The 15,247-nt window shown below is 68.0% G+C and carries 14 protein-coding genes; 8 read left to right on the forward strand and 6 right to left on the reverse strand.

Translation table 11 applies throughout. From position 1 onward, the window contains the following. Nucleotides 1-4: 4 nt before the first annotated feature. Genes M3149_RS00605 through M3149_RS00620 form a run of 4 tightly spaced genes read right to left on the reverse strand, consistent with a single transcriptional unit; the run spans nucleotide 5 to nucleotide 3,853 of the window. Nucleotides 5-424, reverse strand: coding sequence for an acyl-CoA thioesterase (locus tag M3149_RS00605; RefSeq protein ID WP_251707398.1), 420 nt, complete (start codon nucleotides 422-424; stop codon nucleotides 5-7). Then, nucleotides 421-1,185, reverse strand: a complete 765-nt coding sequence (locus tag M3149_RS00610) for an SDR family NAD(P)-dependent oxidoreductase (RefSeq protein WP_251707399.1) — start codon at nucleotides 1,183-1,185, stop codon at nucleotides 421-423. Before M3149_RS00610 ends, M3149_RS00605 begins: the two co-directional genes overlap by 4 nt. Then, nucleotides 1,182-3,068, reverse strand: coding sequence for a feruloyl-CoA synthase (locus tag M3149_RS00615; RefSeq protein WP_251707400.1), 1,887 nt, complete (start codon nucleotides 3,066-3,068; stop codon nucleotides 1,182-1,184). Before M3149_RS00615 ends, M3149_RS00610 begins: the two co-directional genes overlap by 4 nt. Beyond that, nucleotides 3,065-3,853: a crotonase/enoyl-CoA hydratase family protein gene (locus tag M3149_RS00620; protein ID WP_285886264.1), complete on the reverse strand. Its 789-nt coding sequence runs from the start codon at nucleotides 3,851-3,853 to the stop codon at nucleotides 3,065-3,067. Before M3149_RS00620 ends, M3149_RS00615 begins: the two co-directional genes overlap by 4 nt. A gap of 732 nt (nucleotides 3,854-4,585) precedes the next feature. On the opposite strand from M3149_RS00620, the gene M3149_RS00625 reads away from it, so the two are divergent. Together M3149_RS00625 and M3149_RS00630 are read left to right on the forward strand one after the other, a co-directional pair. Beyond that, nucleotides 4,586-5,449 (forward strand): amidohydrolase family protein, encoded by an 864-nt coding sequence (locus M3149_RS00625; protein ID WP_251707401.1) that lies wholly within the window; start codon nucleotides 4,586-4,588, stop codon nucleotides 5,447-5,449. Continuing rightward, nucleotides 5,446-7,281: an AMP-binding protein gene (locus M3149_RS00630; protein WP_251707402.1), complete on the forward strand. Its 1,836-nt coding sequence runs from the start codon at nucleotides 5,446-5,448 to the stop codon at nucleotides 7,279-7,281. Before M3149_RS00625 ends, M3149_RS00630 begins: the two co-directional genes overlap by 4 nt. A gap of 11 nt (nucleotides 7,282-7,292) precedes the next feature. On the opposite strand, the gene M3149_RS00635 is transcribed toward M3149_RS00630, so the two are convergent. Together M3149_RS00635 and M3149_RS00640 are read right to left on the reverse strand one after the other, a co-directional pair. Beyond that, complete coding sequence (locus M3149_RS00635; protein WP_251707403.1) at nucleotides 7,293-7,883, reverse strand: 2-hydroxychromene-2-carboxylate isomerase; 591 nt, start codon at nucleotides 7,881-7,883, stop codon at nucleotides 7,293-7,295. After that, a complete protein-coding gene (locus tag M3149_RS00640) occupies nucleotides 7,880-9,007 on the reverse strand; it encodes a 5-methyltetrahydropteroyltriglutamate--homocysteine S-methyltransferase (protein ID WP_251707404.1) in 1,128 nt (375 codons plus the stop codon). Before M3149_RS00640 ends, M3149_RS00635 begins: the two co-directional genes overlap by 4 nt. A 161-nt stretch (nucleotides 9,008-9,168) precedes the next feature. Here M3149_RS00640 and M3149_RS00645 point away from each other — a divergent pair, with 161 nt between their 5' ends. The 6 genes from M3149_RS00645 (at nucleotide 9,169) to M3149_RS00670 (ending at nucleotide 15,175) form a co-directional block, all read left to right on the forward strand. After that, nucleotides 9,169-10,260 (forward strand): aromatic ring-hydroxylating dioxygenase subunit alpha, encoded by a 1,092-nt coding sequence (locus M3149_RS00645; protein ID WP_251707405.1) that lies wholly within the window; start codon nucleotides 9,169-9,171, stop codon nucleotides 10,258-10,260. 13 nt (nucleotides 10,261-10,273) lie between these two features. Further along, the gene (locus tag M3149_RS00650; protein ID WP_251707406.1) at nucleotides 10,274-11,020 is read left to right on the forward strand and encodes a GntR family transcriptional regulator; all 747 of its coding nucleotides are present in this window, start codon (nucleotides 10,274-10,276) and stop codon (nucleotides 11,018-11,020) included. A gap of 9 nt (nucleotides 11,021-11,029) precedes the next feature. Then, on the forward strand, nucleotides 11,030-12,049 hold the full coding sequence (locus M3149_RS00655) for a PDR/VanB family oxidoreductase (RefSeq protein ID WP_251707407.1): 1,020 nt from the start codon (nucleotides 11,030-11,032) through the stop codon (nucleotides 12,047-12,049). Nucleotides 12,050-12,193: 144 nt separating this feature from the next. After that, nucleotides 12,194-13,231 (forward strand): TRAP transporter substrate-binding protein, encoded by a 1,038-nt coding sequence (locus M3149_RS00660; RefSeq protein ID WP_251707408.1) that lies wholly within the window; start codon nucleotides 12,194-12,196, stop codon nucleotides 13,229-13,231. Nucleotides 13,232-13,346: 115 nt separating this feature from the next. Then, on the forward strand, nucleotides 13,347-13,865 hold the full coding sequence (locus tag M3149_RS00665) for a TRAP transporter small permease (RefSeq protein ID WP_251707409.1): 519 nt from the start codon (nucleotides 13,347-13,349) through the stop codon (nucleotides 13,863-13,865). Continuing rightward, the gene (locus M3149_RS00670; RefSeq protein WP_251707410.1) at nucleotides 13,865-15,175 is read left to right on the forward strand and encodes a TRAP transporter large permease; all 1,311 of its coding nucleotides are present in this window, start codon (nucleotides 13,865-13,867) and stop codon (nucleotides 15,173-15,175) included. Before M3149_RS00665 ends, M3149_RS00670 begins: the two co-directional genes overlap by 1 nt. Nucleotides 15,176-15,247: the final 72 nt, after the last annotated feature.

Below are 15,247 nucleotides of genomic sequence, written 5' to 3' on the forward strand. Positions count from 1 at the left end.
CGCCTCAGGTGCACAGCGCCTTGATGTCTTCGGGCACCGGGATGGCGCGGATGCGCGAGGCGTCCTCGGGGTGGCGCTCGCAGAACGCGCGCACCTCGGTGCCTTCGCACAGCAGCGTGTCACCCCGCATCACGCGGTGCTGGTGCTTGAATACCTTGGCGCCCCACTCGATCACGCTCGTGTGCACCTGCAGCCGCTCGCCGTAGGTGGCGGGCTTGCTGAACTTCGTGTGGATCTCCAGCAGCGGAGTCCCGATGATGCCGCGCGTCTTGACCAGCTCGCGCCACGGCGGCACGCCGCACTTCACGAAGAAGTTCAGGGACGACGCGTCCATCCACTTGCTGAAATTGGGGAAGAACACGATGCCGGCGGGATCGCAGTCGCCGAACATCACCTCCACTTCGTAGACCTGGGTCTTGCTCATCGCGGCGCCATTCTGAGTGCGCCGTCGAGGCGGATCACTTCGCCGTTGAGGTGCGTGTTGGTCACGATGTGCGCGGCCAGCGCGGCGAACTCCTCGGGCTTGCCCAGCCGCGGCGGGAACGGGATGCTGGCCGCAAGCGACGCCTGCACCGGCTCGGGCAGCTGGCGCATCAGTGGCGTGGAGAACAGCCCGGGCGCGATGGTGCAGACGCGGATGCCGTGTTGCGCGAGGTCGCGCGCCATCGGCAGCGTCATGCCCACCAGGCCACCTTTGGAGGCGCTGTACGCCTGCTGGCCCACCTGACCGTCGAAGGCGGCCACGCTGGCGGTGAACAGCATCACGCCGCGCTCGCCGTCCTCCAGCGCGTTGAGCTTCGCGCAGGCGGCCGCGAACAGGCGGCTGGCGTTGTAGGTGCCGATCAGATTGACGTTGATCACGCGCGCGAAGTCGTCCAGCGGCGCGGCGCTGCCGTCCTTCTGGACCACGCGCTTGGCGGTGCCGATGCCGGCGATGTTCATGAGGATGCGCGCCGGGCCATGGGCGGCAGCGGCCGCGTCGATCGCGGCCTGCACGCTGGCGGTGTCGGTCACATCGCATTTCAGGCCGATGCCGCCGATGTCGCTGGCCACGCGCTGCGCGCCTTCCAGGTTCACGTCGAGCACGGCCACCTTGGCGCCCAGGCGCGCCAGCTCGCGTGCGGTGGCCTCGCCCAGGCCCGAGCCGCCGCCGGTGACGAGTGCGGCCTGTCCTTCGATCTTCATGCTTGTCTCCTCTGTGTGTCGGTTTGCGGGTTCAAAGTGTTGGGCGCCGTGCCCGCGTGCAGCGCGGCCACGAGGTCCGCGCGGTGCTTGAGCACGGCGCGCTGGTTGATGGAACCCTTGTCGGTGACCTCGCCCTTGTCGATGCTCGGTGGCTCGGCCAGCAGGATGCACCGTGCCACGCGGTTGGCGCTGCCGGTGCTTTGCGCGGCCAGGTCGTTCACCACCTGCTGGAAGTGTGCGAGCACCGCCGGGTGCGCCAGCACGTCGGCAAGTGGTGCGTCGGCTGGCAAACCTGCCAGCGTGCGCACGGCCGGCGTGGTGAACAGCATGGCGCCGACTTCCTTCTCGTTCAGGCCGGTGATCACCGCGTCCTGCACGAAGGGTGCGCCGGCCGCGATGATCTTCGCGCGCAGCGGGCCCACGCTCACGAAGGTGCCGGTGGCGAGCTTGAAGTCCTCGGCGATGCGGCCGTCGAAGCGCAGGCCCAGGTCGGGTTGCGCCGGGTCGATCCAGGTGACGGCGTCGCCGGTGCAGAAGAAGCCTTCCTCGTCAAACGATTCGGCCGTCGCTTCGGGGCTGCGCCAGTAGCCTGGCGTGATGTTGGGGCCGCGATAGCGCACCTCCACCTTGTCGCCGCTGGGCACGAGCTTGAGTTCCAGCCCCGGCGCGGGCAGGCCGAGGTCGCCCGATTTCACCTCGGGCCGTGTGATGAAGATGCCGAACGGGCCGGATTCGGTCATGCCCAGGCCGGTGCCCATGACGATGCGCTCTCCGATGGCCTGCTCCTGCACCGCGTGCAGCGTGTCCCACACGGGCTGGGCAAGCGCGGCGCCGGCGTAGAAGAACATGCGCACGCGGCTGAGCAGGGTGTCGCGCAGCACGGTGTCGGTTTTCATCGCGTTGGCGATGGCCTCGAACCCGGTGGGCACGTTGAAGTACACCGTGGGCGCGATCTCGCGCAGGTTGCGCAAGGTTTCGCCGATGAGCGCGGGCGTGGGTTTGCCGTCGTCGATGTAGAGCGTGCCGCCGTGCATCAGCGTGAGGCCCACGTTGTGGTTGCCGCCGAAGGTGTGGTTCCAGGGCAGCCAGTCCACCAGCACTGGCGGGGTGTCCGGGTCGGCCAGCACCGGCATGCTCTGCGCCATCTGCTGCTGGTTGGCGCACCACATGCGCTGCGTGTTGATGACGGCCTTGGGCAGCTTGGTGGAGCCCGAGGTGAACAGGAACTTGACGATGGTGTCGGGGCCGGTGGCCTGCATGGCGGCGTCCACCGCCGGCGTGGGCGCGGTGGCGCGCAGCGCGGCGAAGCTGGTGGTGGCGCGCCCGGGCACGCTGCCGCTGCCGGTGACGATCTCCACGTCCTCGCCCAGCGTGGCCAGCAGCGCGCGTTCGTAGCGCGGCGCATCTGCTGCATACACCAGGCCGGGCGTGAGTGTGTTCACCAGGTGGCGCAGCTTGTCGAAGTCCTGGCTCACCAGCGAGTAGGCGGGTGAAGCCGGCGCCCACGGAATGCCCGCGTACAGGCAGCCGAGCGCGATCTGCGCGTGCTCGAGGTCGTTCTCGCTCACGATCAGCACCGGGCGCTCGGCGCTGAGGCCGCGGTCGAGCAGGGCCTGGCCGATGCAGCGCGCGGCATCCAGCGCCTGTGCGTAGCTCAGGTGCACCCAGTCGCCCGTCGTGCCATCGGTGTTCTTCGTGCGGCGCGCCATGAAGCTGCGATCGGGCGCAACCTGCGCCCAGTGCAGCAGCCGGTCGGTCATGCGTTGCGGCCAGGGCTGCAGCGGCACCTTCGCTTTCAGGTAGCCGGTGCCGTCGGCCGTGTGGCGCAATTCGGCCTCGGTGACACCGAAGGCCAACGGCCGGTAACGCGGTGCCACGCTCATTGTTTCTTCACCTTCGGCCCGCGACCTTCGAGGAACTCGCGAACGCGGGCCTTGGCCTCGGGCGCGTCCTGCACGATGGCCGAGATCAATGCCTCGGTGAAAAGGCCGTGGTCGGCCGTCTGGTCGGCGATGCGCGGCAGCGCCTGCATCAGCGCGTAGTTCGTGAGCGGCGCGTTGGCGGCGATGCGGGTGGCCAGTTCAAGCGCCTTGTCCAGCGCCGTGCCCTGCGGCACCAGGTACTGCGCAAGGCCGGTGCGCTCGCCTTCTTCGGCGTTGTAGACGCGGCCGGTGAACATCATGTCGGCCATGCGCGCGGTGCCGATCAGGCGCGGGATACGCACCGAACCACCGCCGCCGACGAAGATGCCGCGCGAGCCTTCAGGCAGCGCGAAGAAGGTGGACGCGTCGGCCACGCGCACGTGGCAGGCGCTGGCGAGCTCCAGGCCGCCGCCGACGACGGCGCCGTGCAGCGCGGCCACCACCGGCACCGGTCCGCGCTCCACGCAGTCGAGCGCGGCGTGCCACATGCGCGAGTGGTGCAGCCCGGCGGCGGCGTCGCGCTCGCTGAGTTCGGACAGGTCGAGCCCGGCGCAAAAATGGTCACCGTTGCCATGGATGACGGCCGCGCGCACGCTGTGCGGCATGCCCTGGAAGATGTCGCGGATGGCCAGCACCAGCCCGTCGTTGAGCGCGTTGCGCTTGCTCGGGCGGTTGAGGGTGATGAGGGCGATCTGCTGCTGCTCGCCGCGCAGCTCGATCGTGAGGTCGTTGGTCTGGATGGGCATGGTTTTCGTGCCTTGTGGGGATGGGCGATTATTGTTATAACCAATAACCAATTCAATCCCGGCACGTCGGAAAGGCGTACGGGTTTACCCGGGTGATGGGTGAGGAGACGTGACGCGATGGGTGTGCTCGCCAAGTGCATGTGCGCTCCAGCTTGGGTGGCAAGCCGAGGGCTTGGGCCATGGGCTGGGGGGCTTCACTGCGCTGCCCCTTGCTGTGCAAGGGGTTCGCTGCGGTGCTCGGGTGACGGGCTGTGCGGCATAACTCGCTGCGCGCGCTTTGCGCGCTCCGCTCGAACAGATGCCGCAAGTCAGTTCACGAAGCGCGCTGCGCGCGCCAGCCCGTCACCCTGCGCTCCTCGCCAGCGCACAGGCGCCCCCCAGCCCATGGCCCAAGCCCTCGACCACGAGGTGCCGGCACGCCACCGGTGGAGTACCAACAGTGCCTGCGTCAGGGCGGTGCCCCTGGCCTTGGGGGCGCCTGTGCGCCGCCGTGGAGCGCAGGGCGAGCGGCCGCGCGCGAAGCGCGCTTCGTTGACTGACTCGCGGCATCTGTCCGAACGGAGCGGCCACAGGCCGCGCAGTGAGTTATGCCGCGGGCCACTCGCCCGAGCACCACAGGGAAGTCCTCGCGCAGCGAGGACCGACGCAGTTGCGCTCCCAAGGCCAGGGGCACCGCCCTGACACCAGCCACACAAGCAGGCCAACAGAAAGCACTGAACCGGAGCCCCACCCATGGACCACCAGAACCTGATCGCCATCGACATCCACACCCACGCCGAAGTGAGCTGCTGGAACCCGTTCGACAACTACGGCGAGGAGTACGACCGCGCGGCCGACAAGTACTTCGGCAGCAACCGCCGGCCCACCATCGCCGAGACGATTGCCTATTACCGCGAGAAGAAGATCGGCCTCGTGATGTTCACGGTCGACAGCGAAAGCAAGCTCGGCCGCCGCCGCATCCCGAACGAGGAGATCGCGCAGGCCGCGCGCGAGAACAGCGACATGATGATTGCGTTCGCGAGCATCGACCCGCACAAGGGCAAGATGGGCGCGCGCGAGGCCGAGCGGCTGATCAAGGAAGAGGGCGTCAAGGGCTTCAAGTTTCACCCCACCGTGCAGGGCTACCACCCCTACGACAAGATGGCCTGGCCGATCTACGAGGTGATCAACGCGCACAAGCTGCCGGCCATCTTCCACACCGGGCACAGCGGCATCGGCTCCGGCATGCGCTGCGGCGGCGGGTTGCGGCTGGAGTACAGCAACCCGATGCACCTTGACGACGTGGCGATCGATTTTCCCGACATGCAGATCGTGATGGCGCACCCCAGCTTCCCGTGGCAGGACGAAGCGCTCAGCGTGGCCACGCACAAGCCCAATGTGTGGATCGACCTCAGCGGCTGGAGCCCGAAGTACTTCCCGAAGCAGTTGGTGCAGTACGCCAACACGTTGCTGAAGGACCGCGTGCTGTTCGGTAGCGACTACCCGCTCATCACGCCCGAGCGCTGGATGAAGGACTTCGAGGTCGCCGGTTTCAAGCCCGAGGTGATGCCCGGCATCCTCAAGGGCAACGCCGTGCGCCTGCTGGGTCTCGCATGAAGGCCTTCGCCTCGCTGACCGACATCGAGGCGTTGGAGCGGCGCCCCCTGCAGGACGTGGCCCCGCAGCGCACGCCCTATGGCCTCATCCGCGCCGCAGCGCAACGATTTCCCGAGCGCGAAGCCTTCACCTTCCTGCGCGATGCCGATCTTGCCAGCACCCCGCAACGCGTGCGCTACAGCGATCTGCTGGCCAACATCCACCGCGCGGCGAACGCGTTTCGTGCGCTCGGCATCGGCCCGCACGACAGCGTGGCGCTGCTCGCGCCCAACATGCCGCAGGCGCACGCCGTGCTGTGGGGTGCACAGCTCGCGGGCCGCGTGTGCCCGATCAACGTGTTGCTGCAGCCCGACCACATCGCCGCGCTGATGCAGGCCGCGAACGCGAAAGTGTTGGTCGCGCTGGGCCCGAACGCGGAGCTCGCGGTGTGGCCCACTGCCTTGAAGGTGCAGCAGCACCATGCGTGCACGCTGGTGTCGGTCACCGTCGATGAAGCCGTGCCCGGCTTCGCCTCGCTGCAGGAGCTGATGGCCGCGCAGCCCGATACGCTCACCTTCGAGCCCGACCTGAATCCCGACCGCGTGGTGGCGCTGTTCCACACCGGGGGCACCACGGGCGCGCCCAAGCTCGCGCAGCACACCGCGGGCAACGAGGCGCACACGGCCTGGTTCGCCCACGCCTATTACGACTGCGACGAACACAGCGTGGAAATCAATGGTTTCCCGTTGTTCCACGTGGCCGGTGCCTTTGTCTACGGCCTGGCCCTGCTGGCCGTGGGCGCGCGCCAGGTGTTGCCCACGCTGAGCGGCATGCGCAACACCGCCTTTGTTCAGCGCTACTGGCGCTTCTGTGAACGCGAAGGCGTGACGCACCTGGCCTGTGTGCCCACCGTGCTGGCCAGCTTGCTCGCCGTGCCGGTGGATGCCGACATTGCGCGCGTGCGCGCTGCGTACACCGGCGGTTCGCCGCTGCCTACCGAACTCGCGCAGCGCTTCGAGGCTGGCACCGGCATCGCGGTGCGCAACATTCTGGGCATGACGGAATGCGCAGGCCTGGTGAGCATCGAACCCCTGCACGCGCCGCGCGTGCCGGGCTCGGCCGGCTGGCGCCTGCCCTTCACTGAGGTGCACACCGTTCCCTGGCGCGATGGCGAGGCAAAGCTCGATGAACGCTGTGCACCGGGCGAGACCGGCGTGGTGGTGCTGCGTGGTCCGCACATGAGTCCGGGTTATCTGGACGCAAAGCGCAACGCCGGCATGTTCGAGCAGGGCTGGATCGTCTCGGGCGACCTCGGTCACGTCGATGCCGAAGGGCGCGTGCACATCACCGGCCGAGCCAAGGACGTGATCATCCGCGGCTCGCACAACATCGACCCCGGTCTGGTGGAAGACGCCTTCCTCGCCCACCCCGCGGTGGCGCAGTGCGCCGTGGTGGCCGAGCCCGATGCCTACGCAGGCGAGGTGCCGGCGGCTTTCGTGGTGCTGCGCGCGGGCGCGGCGGTCGATGCCGATGCCTTGCTGCGTGAGGTCGCTCCCGCTGTCTACGAACGCCCCGCCGTACCCAAGCGCGTGGTCGTTGTCGAGGCCTTGCCGCTCACCGCCATCGGCAAGGTATTCAAGCCCGCGCTGAGACTGCGTGCCATCGAACTGAAGTTGAGCGACCTGGCGCGCGAACTGGCGCCGGGTCGCGCGGCGCAGGTGCAGGCGCGCGAGGAGGGCGGACGCCAGCGAGCGACGGTGACCTTCGCGGGTGCGCCCGACGATGTGCTCGCGGATCGGCTGCAAGCGGCGCTGGCCGCCATTGCGGTACCGACGGACGTGCGCTTCAGCTGAACGCCTGCGGCCTACCAGCCGCCGCGCGCCAGCCAGCGCTCGGCCTGCTCCAGCTTGTCCACGCCCCAGAAGGGTTCTCCGTCGACGATGAGTGTGGGCGAGCCGAACACGCCCGCGGCCAGCGAGGCGTCGACCTCGGCGCGCAGCAACGCAGCGGCTTCTTCCCCGGCAGCTGCGCGCGCCACGGTTTCATCCACCACGGGTTCGAGCGAGACCGGCGTGGACAGGTCGCGCCCTTCGCCCCAGTACGCGCGATAGATCGCGTGCACCACGTCGCCGGCGCGTTCGGGTTGGTGACGGTTCACCCAGGCCAGGGCACGGCCGCAGGCCAGCGGGTTCATCACCTCGTCGCGCGGCTGGCGTTGCATGGGTACGCCGTGCTCGCGCGCGTAGCGCCGCACGTCGCGCTCCACATAGTCGCCCTTGAGTGGCGTCTCCATCAAGGGCTTGAGGCCCATCACCTTGAGCACCGCCACGCCCAGCAGCATCGGGTGCCAGGCCACGGTACGGCCATGGCGCGCGGCCAGCGCCTCGACGCGCAAGGACGCGAAGTAGCCGTAGGGCGAGATGAAGTCGAGGTGGACGTGGACCGGTGGCTTCAAACGCTGCCCCACACCTCGCGCGCCGTCTCCACCACCAGCGCCAGCTTCTTGCGCTGGTCTTCCACCGCGATGTTGTTGCCGTGCACGGTGCTGGAGAAGCCGCACTGCGGCGACAGGCACAACTGCTCCAGCGGGGCGTACTTCGCGGCCTCGTCGATGCGTCGCTTGAGGTCGTCCTTGCTTTCGAGCTGGCCGAACTTGGTGGTGACCAGGCCCAGCACCACGGTCTTGCCTTTGCTCAGGTAGCGCAGCGGGCGGAAATCGCCCGAGCGGTCGTCGTCGTACTCGAGGAAGAAGGCGTCAAGCCGCATCTCGGACAGCAGCGCCTCGGCCACGGGTTCGTAATTGCCTGCCGCGGCGTGCGTGCTCTTGAAGTTGCCGCGGCACAGGTGCATGGCCAGCGTCATGCCCTTGGGCTTCTTGTCCACCACCTTGTTGATGAAGCTGGCGTAGCGGTGCGGCAGTTCGTTGGGGTCGTCGCCGCGCTGGCGGGCGGCCTCGCGCATTTTCTCGTCGCACAGATAGGCCATGTTGGTGTCGTCCATCTGCACGTAGGTGCAGCCGGCGTCCGCCAGGCTCTGCAGCTCGTCCGCGTAGGCCTGGGCCACGTCGTCGTAGAACACCGGGTCGAGCTCGGGGTAGGCCTCTTTGCTGATGCCGGCGCGCCCGCCGCGAAAGTGCAGCATGGTGGGCGAGGGGATGGTGACCTTCGGCATCAGGCCGGGCAGACCCAGGGCCTTGACCTGCGCCTGCAGGTACTGGAAGTCGGCGAGCTGGATGTTCTTCGCGTGGCGCACCTTGTCGATCACGCGGATCACCGGTGGCGCCAGCTCCTCGGTGCCGTCGGGCTTGCGAATGGTGACCGGGATGTCGGTCTTCACACCGCCGAGCTGTTCCAGGAAGTCGATGTGGAAGTAGGTGCGGCGGAACTCGCCGTCGGTGATGGACTGCAGGCCGACGTCGGCCTGGAACTTCACGATCTCGGTGATCGCGCGGTCCTCGACCTCACGCAGCTGGGCGGCCGTGATCTCGCCCTTGGCCTTCTGTTCGCGCGCCTGCAGCAGGTAGGCAGGGCGCAGAAAGCTGCCGACGTGGTCGGCGCGGAACGGGGGATTCAGGCTCATCTTGTCTCCAGGGGGTTGGGATTGCGGAAGGCGCCGACGGTAGCCGAAGCCCGATCGACCTGCAACCGTTTTGGTGCTATTGAATACATCAATGGCGGAAGCTGACCGTTTCAACACGTTTTCATTGGGTTTTCTTGATTTTCTGTATACATTGCGTATCCATGAACACCGCGCCCAACCACTTTCCCCTGAACGCCTGGTACGCCGCCGCCTACGACGTGGAGGTCGGCCGCAGCCTGCTGGCCCGCACGGTCTGCAAGCACAAGCTGGTGCTGTACCGGCAAACCGACGGCCGCGTGGCCGCGCTGGAGGACGCCTGCTGGCACCGCCTGCTGCCGCTCTCGATGGGCCGGCTGGAGGGCGACGAGGTGGTCTGCGGCTACCACGGCCTGGTGTTCAACGCCGAGGGCCGCTGCACCCACATGCCGAGCCAGGAAACCATCAACCCGTCGGCCTGCGTGCGTCGCTTCCCGGTGGCCGAGAAGCACCGCTTCATCTGGGTCTGGCCGGGCGACCCGGCGCTGGCCGACGAATCGCTGATCCCCGACCTGCACTGGAACCACGACCCGGCCTGGGCCGGCGACGGCAAGATGATCCGCGTGAAGTGCGACTACCGCTTGGTGATCGACAACCTGATGGACCTCACGCACGAGACCTTCGTGCACGGCAGCAGCATCGGCAACCGCGCGGTGGCCGAGGCGCCCTTCGTGGCCACGCACGGTGATCGCACCGCCACCGTGACGCGCTGGATGGAAAACATCGAGGCGCCGCCGTTCTGGGCCGGGCAGATCCAGCAGGCGCGCGGCTATAAGGGCCCGGTGGACCGCTGGCAGATCATCCGCTTCGAGGCCCCCTGCACGGTGGCGATCGACGTCGGGGTGGCGCCCGCAGGCTCTGGCGCGCCGCAGGGTGACCGCAGCCAGGGTGTCAACGGCATGGTGCTCAACACCATCACGCCCGAGACCGACAACACCTGCCTCTACTTCTGGGCCTTCGCGCGCAACTACAGCCTGAACGAGCAACGCCTCACGCACCAACTGCGCGAAGGCGTGGCGGGCATCTTCCGCGAGGACGAACTGGTGCTCGAAGCGCAGCAAAAAGCGATCGAGGAACACCCGGACCACAAGTTCTACAACCTCAACATCGACGCCGGCGCCATGTGGGCGCGGCGGCTGATCGACCGGATGGTGGTGGCCGAGCGGGGCACGCCGGGTGCCGGCTCCAGCGTCATTCCCATCCGTCGTGCGGGGTGAGGCCTTGAACACCGTGAACGAAGCCGTCCCCGAAAGCGCCCAGGTCCGCGCCCTGCTGCAGTTGCGCGAGCTCATCCTCTCGGGCGAACTGAGCGGCGGTTCGCGCATTGCCGAGCTGGCGATCGTCGAGCGGCTGGGCGTGTCGCGCACGCCCGTGCGCGCTGCCTTGTTGCGGCTGGAGCAAGAGGGCCTGCTGCGCGCGCTGCCCGGTGGCGGCTACGTGGTGGAGACCTTCTCCGAGCGCGACATCGCCGACGCCATCGAGCTGCGCGGCACGCTGGAAGGTCTGCTCGCCAGGCTGGCGGCCGAGCGCGGTGCGCCGGCGGCCGTGCTCACCGAGGCGCGGGGCGTGCTCGAACGCATCGACGCCGTGCTCGCCGCCCCCACGCTGGATGACGAGGCTTTTTCCGAGTACGTGGCGCTCAACAGCCGCTTTCACGCGCTGCTGGCCGAGATGGCCGACAGCCCCACGGTGGAGCGACAACTGGAGCGCGTGTGCGCGCTGCCGTTCGCCTCGCCATCGGGCTTCGTGCTCGCCGAGGCCGAGTCGCCGCAGGCACGCGACATGCTCGTCGTCGCGCAGGACCAGCACCGCCAGGTGCTCGATGCCATCGAACGCCGCGAGAGCGCGCGTGCCGAGGCGATCCTGCGCGAGCACTCCCGCCTGGCGCAGCGAAACCTGCGCTCGGTGCTGGCCGGCCACACCAAGGGGCAGGCGCACGCGTCCATGCCGGCGTTGCGCCTGATCCGCCGCCGCTGAAGGAACACCATGAAAAGCAATCCCACCTGGCAGACCGTGCGTGTTGCCGCCACCACCGACCTCACCCCCACCGTGCGCGAGTTCGTGCTGCAGCCCGTCGAAGGCGCTGCCATCGCCTGGGCGCCGGGTGCGCACCTGCAGCTGCGTTTGAACGTGGCGGGGCGGGAGCAGCACCGCTCTTATTCGCTGGTGGGCCTGCCGGCCGAGGTGCCGGGCGCCTACCGCATTGCGGTCAAACGCCTGGACGACGGCCGCGGTGGCTCGAAGGCCATGTGGTCGCTCGCGGTGGGCGACACGCTGACCGCCAGCGCACCGCAGAACCACTTCGCGCTTTCGCTCGATGCCATCGATACGCTGTTGGTGGCCGGTGGCATCGGCATCACGCCACTGGTGGGCATGGCGCAGACGCTGGTGCGCCTGGGCCGGCGCGTGCGCTTGTTGTACGCGGTGCGCAACGATGCCGAGTTGGCCTATGCCGAGGGCTTGCGCGCCCTGTTGGGCGATGCACTCGTGACGGCGGTGTCCGCGCGCGGTGAGCGGCTGGACCTGGCGCGCGAGATCGCTGCGCTGCCGGCCGGTGCGCCGTGCTTCGTCTGCGGCCCCGCGGGCATGCTCGATGCGGCGCGCGGCGCCTGGTCGGCACAGGGACGTGCCGCGGCCGACCTGCGCTTCGAAACCTTCGGCAGTGGCGGACGTCTGCCCACCGGCAGCTTCGTCGTGCGCGTGCCGCGCCACGGCGCCGATATCACCGTGCCGGCCGGCGAATCGCTGCTGGACGCGCTGGAGGCTGCGGGCGTGGAGGTGGTGAGCGATTGCCGCCGCGGCGAATGCGGCCTGTGCGTGGTCGATGTGCTGGCGCTCGAGGGCGAGATCGATCACCGCGACGTGTTCCTGAGCGAGCACGAAAAGCGCGAGAACCGCCGCCTGTGCGCCTGCGTGTCGCGTGTGGTCGGCTGCGTCACGTTGGACAGCGCGTACCGCCCGGACACCGAGCCAGATCGAACATCAGGGTTTGCGCTGGTTTCATAACATAACGGCATACCTGAAAGTTGGCCCCGGGGCTGGTCGGCCCCGAGCGGTGAATGCACAGTGTGGGCGCTTTCCCCAATGCCCGTGCCGACGAGCACCCACACCCCCGAGGCGCGGGCGACCCACCCGAACGGAGACACGACGATGAACCTCTTGAAGCGACGCACCGCGCTGGCGGTGCTGGGGGCGGTGGCCGCGGCCACCATGGCCGGCACCGCGATGGCCCAGACCGTCACGCTGCGACTGCACCAGATGCTGCCGCCGCAGGCCACGATTCCGGCTCGCGCGCTGACGCCCTGGGCGCAGAAGGTCGAAGCCGAGTCTGGCGGGCGCATCAAGGTGCAACTGTTTCACGCGATGCAGCTCGGCGGCGCGCCACCGCAGCTGTTCGATCAGGCCCGCGACGGTGTGGTGGACCTGACCTGGACGGTGCTGGGCTACACGCCGGGGCGCTTTCCCAAGACCGAAGTGTTCGAGCTGCCGTTCATGAGCGGCAGCGCCGAGGCCTCCTCGCGCGCCATCCAGGAATACGTCGAGAAGTACGCGGCCGATGAGTTCAAGGATGTGAAGCTGATCGCGGTGCACACGCACGGCCCGGGCTTGTTCCACACCAAGACGCCGGTAACCGGCCTCGAAAGCCTTCGCGGCATGAAGGTGCGCGGTGGCTCGCGCATCATCAACAACATGCTCACCAAGCTGGGTGCCACACCCGTGGGCATGCCGGTGCCGGCCGTGACGGAGGCGCTCTCCAAGGGCGTGATCGATGGCACCACGATTCCGTGGGAAGTGACGCCCGCGCTCAAGGTGAGCGAGCTGGTGAAGAACCACACCACGTTCGCCGGCAGGGAAGGCCTGTACACCCAGACCTTCGCGTTCTCGATGAACAAGGCCGCCTACGACAAGCTGCCCGCCGACTTGAAGGCCGTGATCGACAAGAACTCGGGCATCGAGACGGCGGCCATGTTCGGCCGCGCGATGGATGATGGCGACAAGGCCGGCCGCGAGATCGCCGAGCGCGCGAAGAACAACATCGTGGCGCTGGACGCGCTGGAAACCCAACGTTGGCGCCGCACCGCCTCGACCGTCGAAACCGACTGGATCAACGAGGTCAAGGCCAAGGGCATCGACGGCGCCAAGCTCGCCGCCGAGGCGCGCGCTCTCATCGCCAAGCACACCAAGTAAACAGCCCGATGGGCTGCTGGCCGTCCCCGCAAGGGGGCGGCCTTTTTGTTGAGAGGCGCCCGCGCCGATATCGGACAATCGCCGGGTCGTCCTCCTCGTTCGTGAAAGCCTTCGCATGACAGCATTTGTGTACCGGCTGGCCTACTGGTCAGCCATCGTGGGCGGTATCGCGCTGGTCGCGCTCACGCTCATGAGCGTGGCCAGCGTGTCCGGCCGCGCACTCATCTCCATCGGTCTGGGCCCCGTGCCTGGTGATTTCGAACTGGTCGAGGTCGGCACCGCGATCGCGGTGTTCTTCTTCCTGCCATGGACCTACCTCAAGGGCGGCCATGCCACCGTGGATCTGCTGTACATGCACCTGCCCGCGTGGGGCAAGAAAGCCATCGTGATCGTGAGCGACCTGCTCATGCTCGCCGTGTGGCTCATCATGACCTGGAAGCTCTACGAAGGCATGATGGAGAAGAAGGAGTACCTGGAGACCACCTTCATCCTGGCCATGCCGATCTGGTGGGCTTACGCGGCCTGCCTGGTGGGCGCGGTGATCGGGTGCATGGCGTACATCGCCAAGACGCTCACGCTGTTCGGCATCGGCAAGGAGCCGGCCGGCTGGACGACCGAAGCGGGGGTGCACTGATGTCGGGCATCGAACTCGCGGCCTGGTCGTTCCCGATCCTGCTGCTGATGATCTTCGTGCGCGTGCCCATCGGGCTCGCGATGCTGGTGTGCGGCCTGGGTGGCGCCTGGATGATCTACGGCAATGCCGCACCCATCCTGAACCAGCTCAAGCAGGTGACGTACAGCACCTTCTCGAACTACAACCTGTCGGTGATTCCGCTGTTCCTGCTGATGGGACAGTTCGCCGCGCTGGGCGGGCTGTCGCAGGCGCTGTTCAAGGCCGCCGAGGCCTGGATCGGCCACCGCAAGGGTGGTGTGGCCATGGCAGCGGTGGGCGCGTGCGCCGGCTTCGGCGCCATCTGCGGCTCGTCGCTCGCCACGGCGGCCACCATGGGCCAGGTGGCGCTGCCCGAGCTCAAACGCGCGGGCTACGCGGGCGGCATCTCCACCGCCACGCTGGCCGCCGGCGGCACGCTGGGGATCCTGATTCCGCCTTCGGTGGTGCTGGTGATCTACGCCATCCTGACCGAGCAGAACATTGCCAAGCTGTTCCTCGCGGCCTTCGTGCCCGGCATCCTGGCGGCGCTGGGCTACGTGATCGTGATCGCCATCTACGCCCGCGTGCGCCCGCAGGAGATGGGCACCATCCCGCCCATTCCCATGGCCGAGCGCTGGAAAGCCACCCTCAAGGTCTGGCCCGTGCTCACCATCTTCCTGGTGGTGGTCGGCGGTATCTATCTGGGCATCTTCACGCCCACCGAAGGCGCGGCCGTGGGTGCGTTTGGTACCGGGGTGGCGGCCTGGGCCTCGGGTGGGCTCAACTTCAAGACGCTCAAGGGCGCGATCCTGGGCACCGCGGTGGCCACCGGCATGATTTTCATGATCGTGCTGGGTGCGGGTCTCTACAACACGTTCCTCGCGCTGTCGCAACTGCCGCAGGAAGCGGCACAGATGGTGGCCGGCTGGGGCCTGAGCCCGATCGTGGTGCTGGTGGCCATCCTGGTGATCTACGTGATCCTGGGCTGCTTCATGGACTCGCTGTCCATGATCCTGCTGACCATTCCCGTGTTCTTCCCGGTGGTGACCGCGCTCGATTTCGGCATGAGCCCGGAGCACTTCGCGATCTGGTTCGGCATTCTGGTGCTGATCGTGGTCGAGGTAGGGCTGATCACGCCACCGGTGGGCATGAACCTGTTCGTCATCAACAGCATGGCCAAGGACGTGCCCATCATGGCCACCTACCGCGGCGTGCTGCCCTTCGTGGCCAGTGACTTCATCCGGACCGCGATCCTGGTGGCGTTCCCGGCGATCGTGACGTTCGTGCTGTAGCGCTCGGGTTCAGCCTGCCGCACGGCGCACGGCCCCGTCGGGGGCCTGTCCGCCGCGCGGCAAGGCACCGTC

The sequence above is a fragment of the Hydrogenophaga intermedia genome (genome assembly GCF_023715105.1).
GTDB lineage: Bacteria > Pseudomonadota > Gammaproteobacteria > Burkholderiales > Burkholderiaceae_C > Hydrogenophaga > Hydrogenophaga intermedia_A.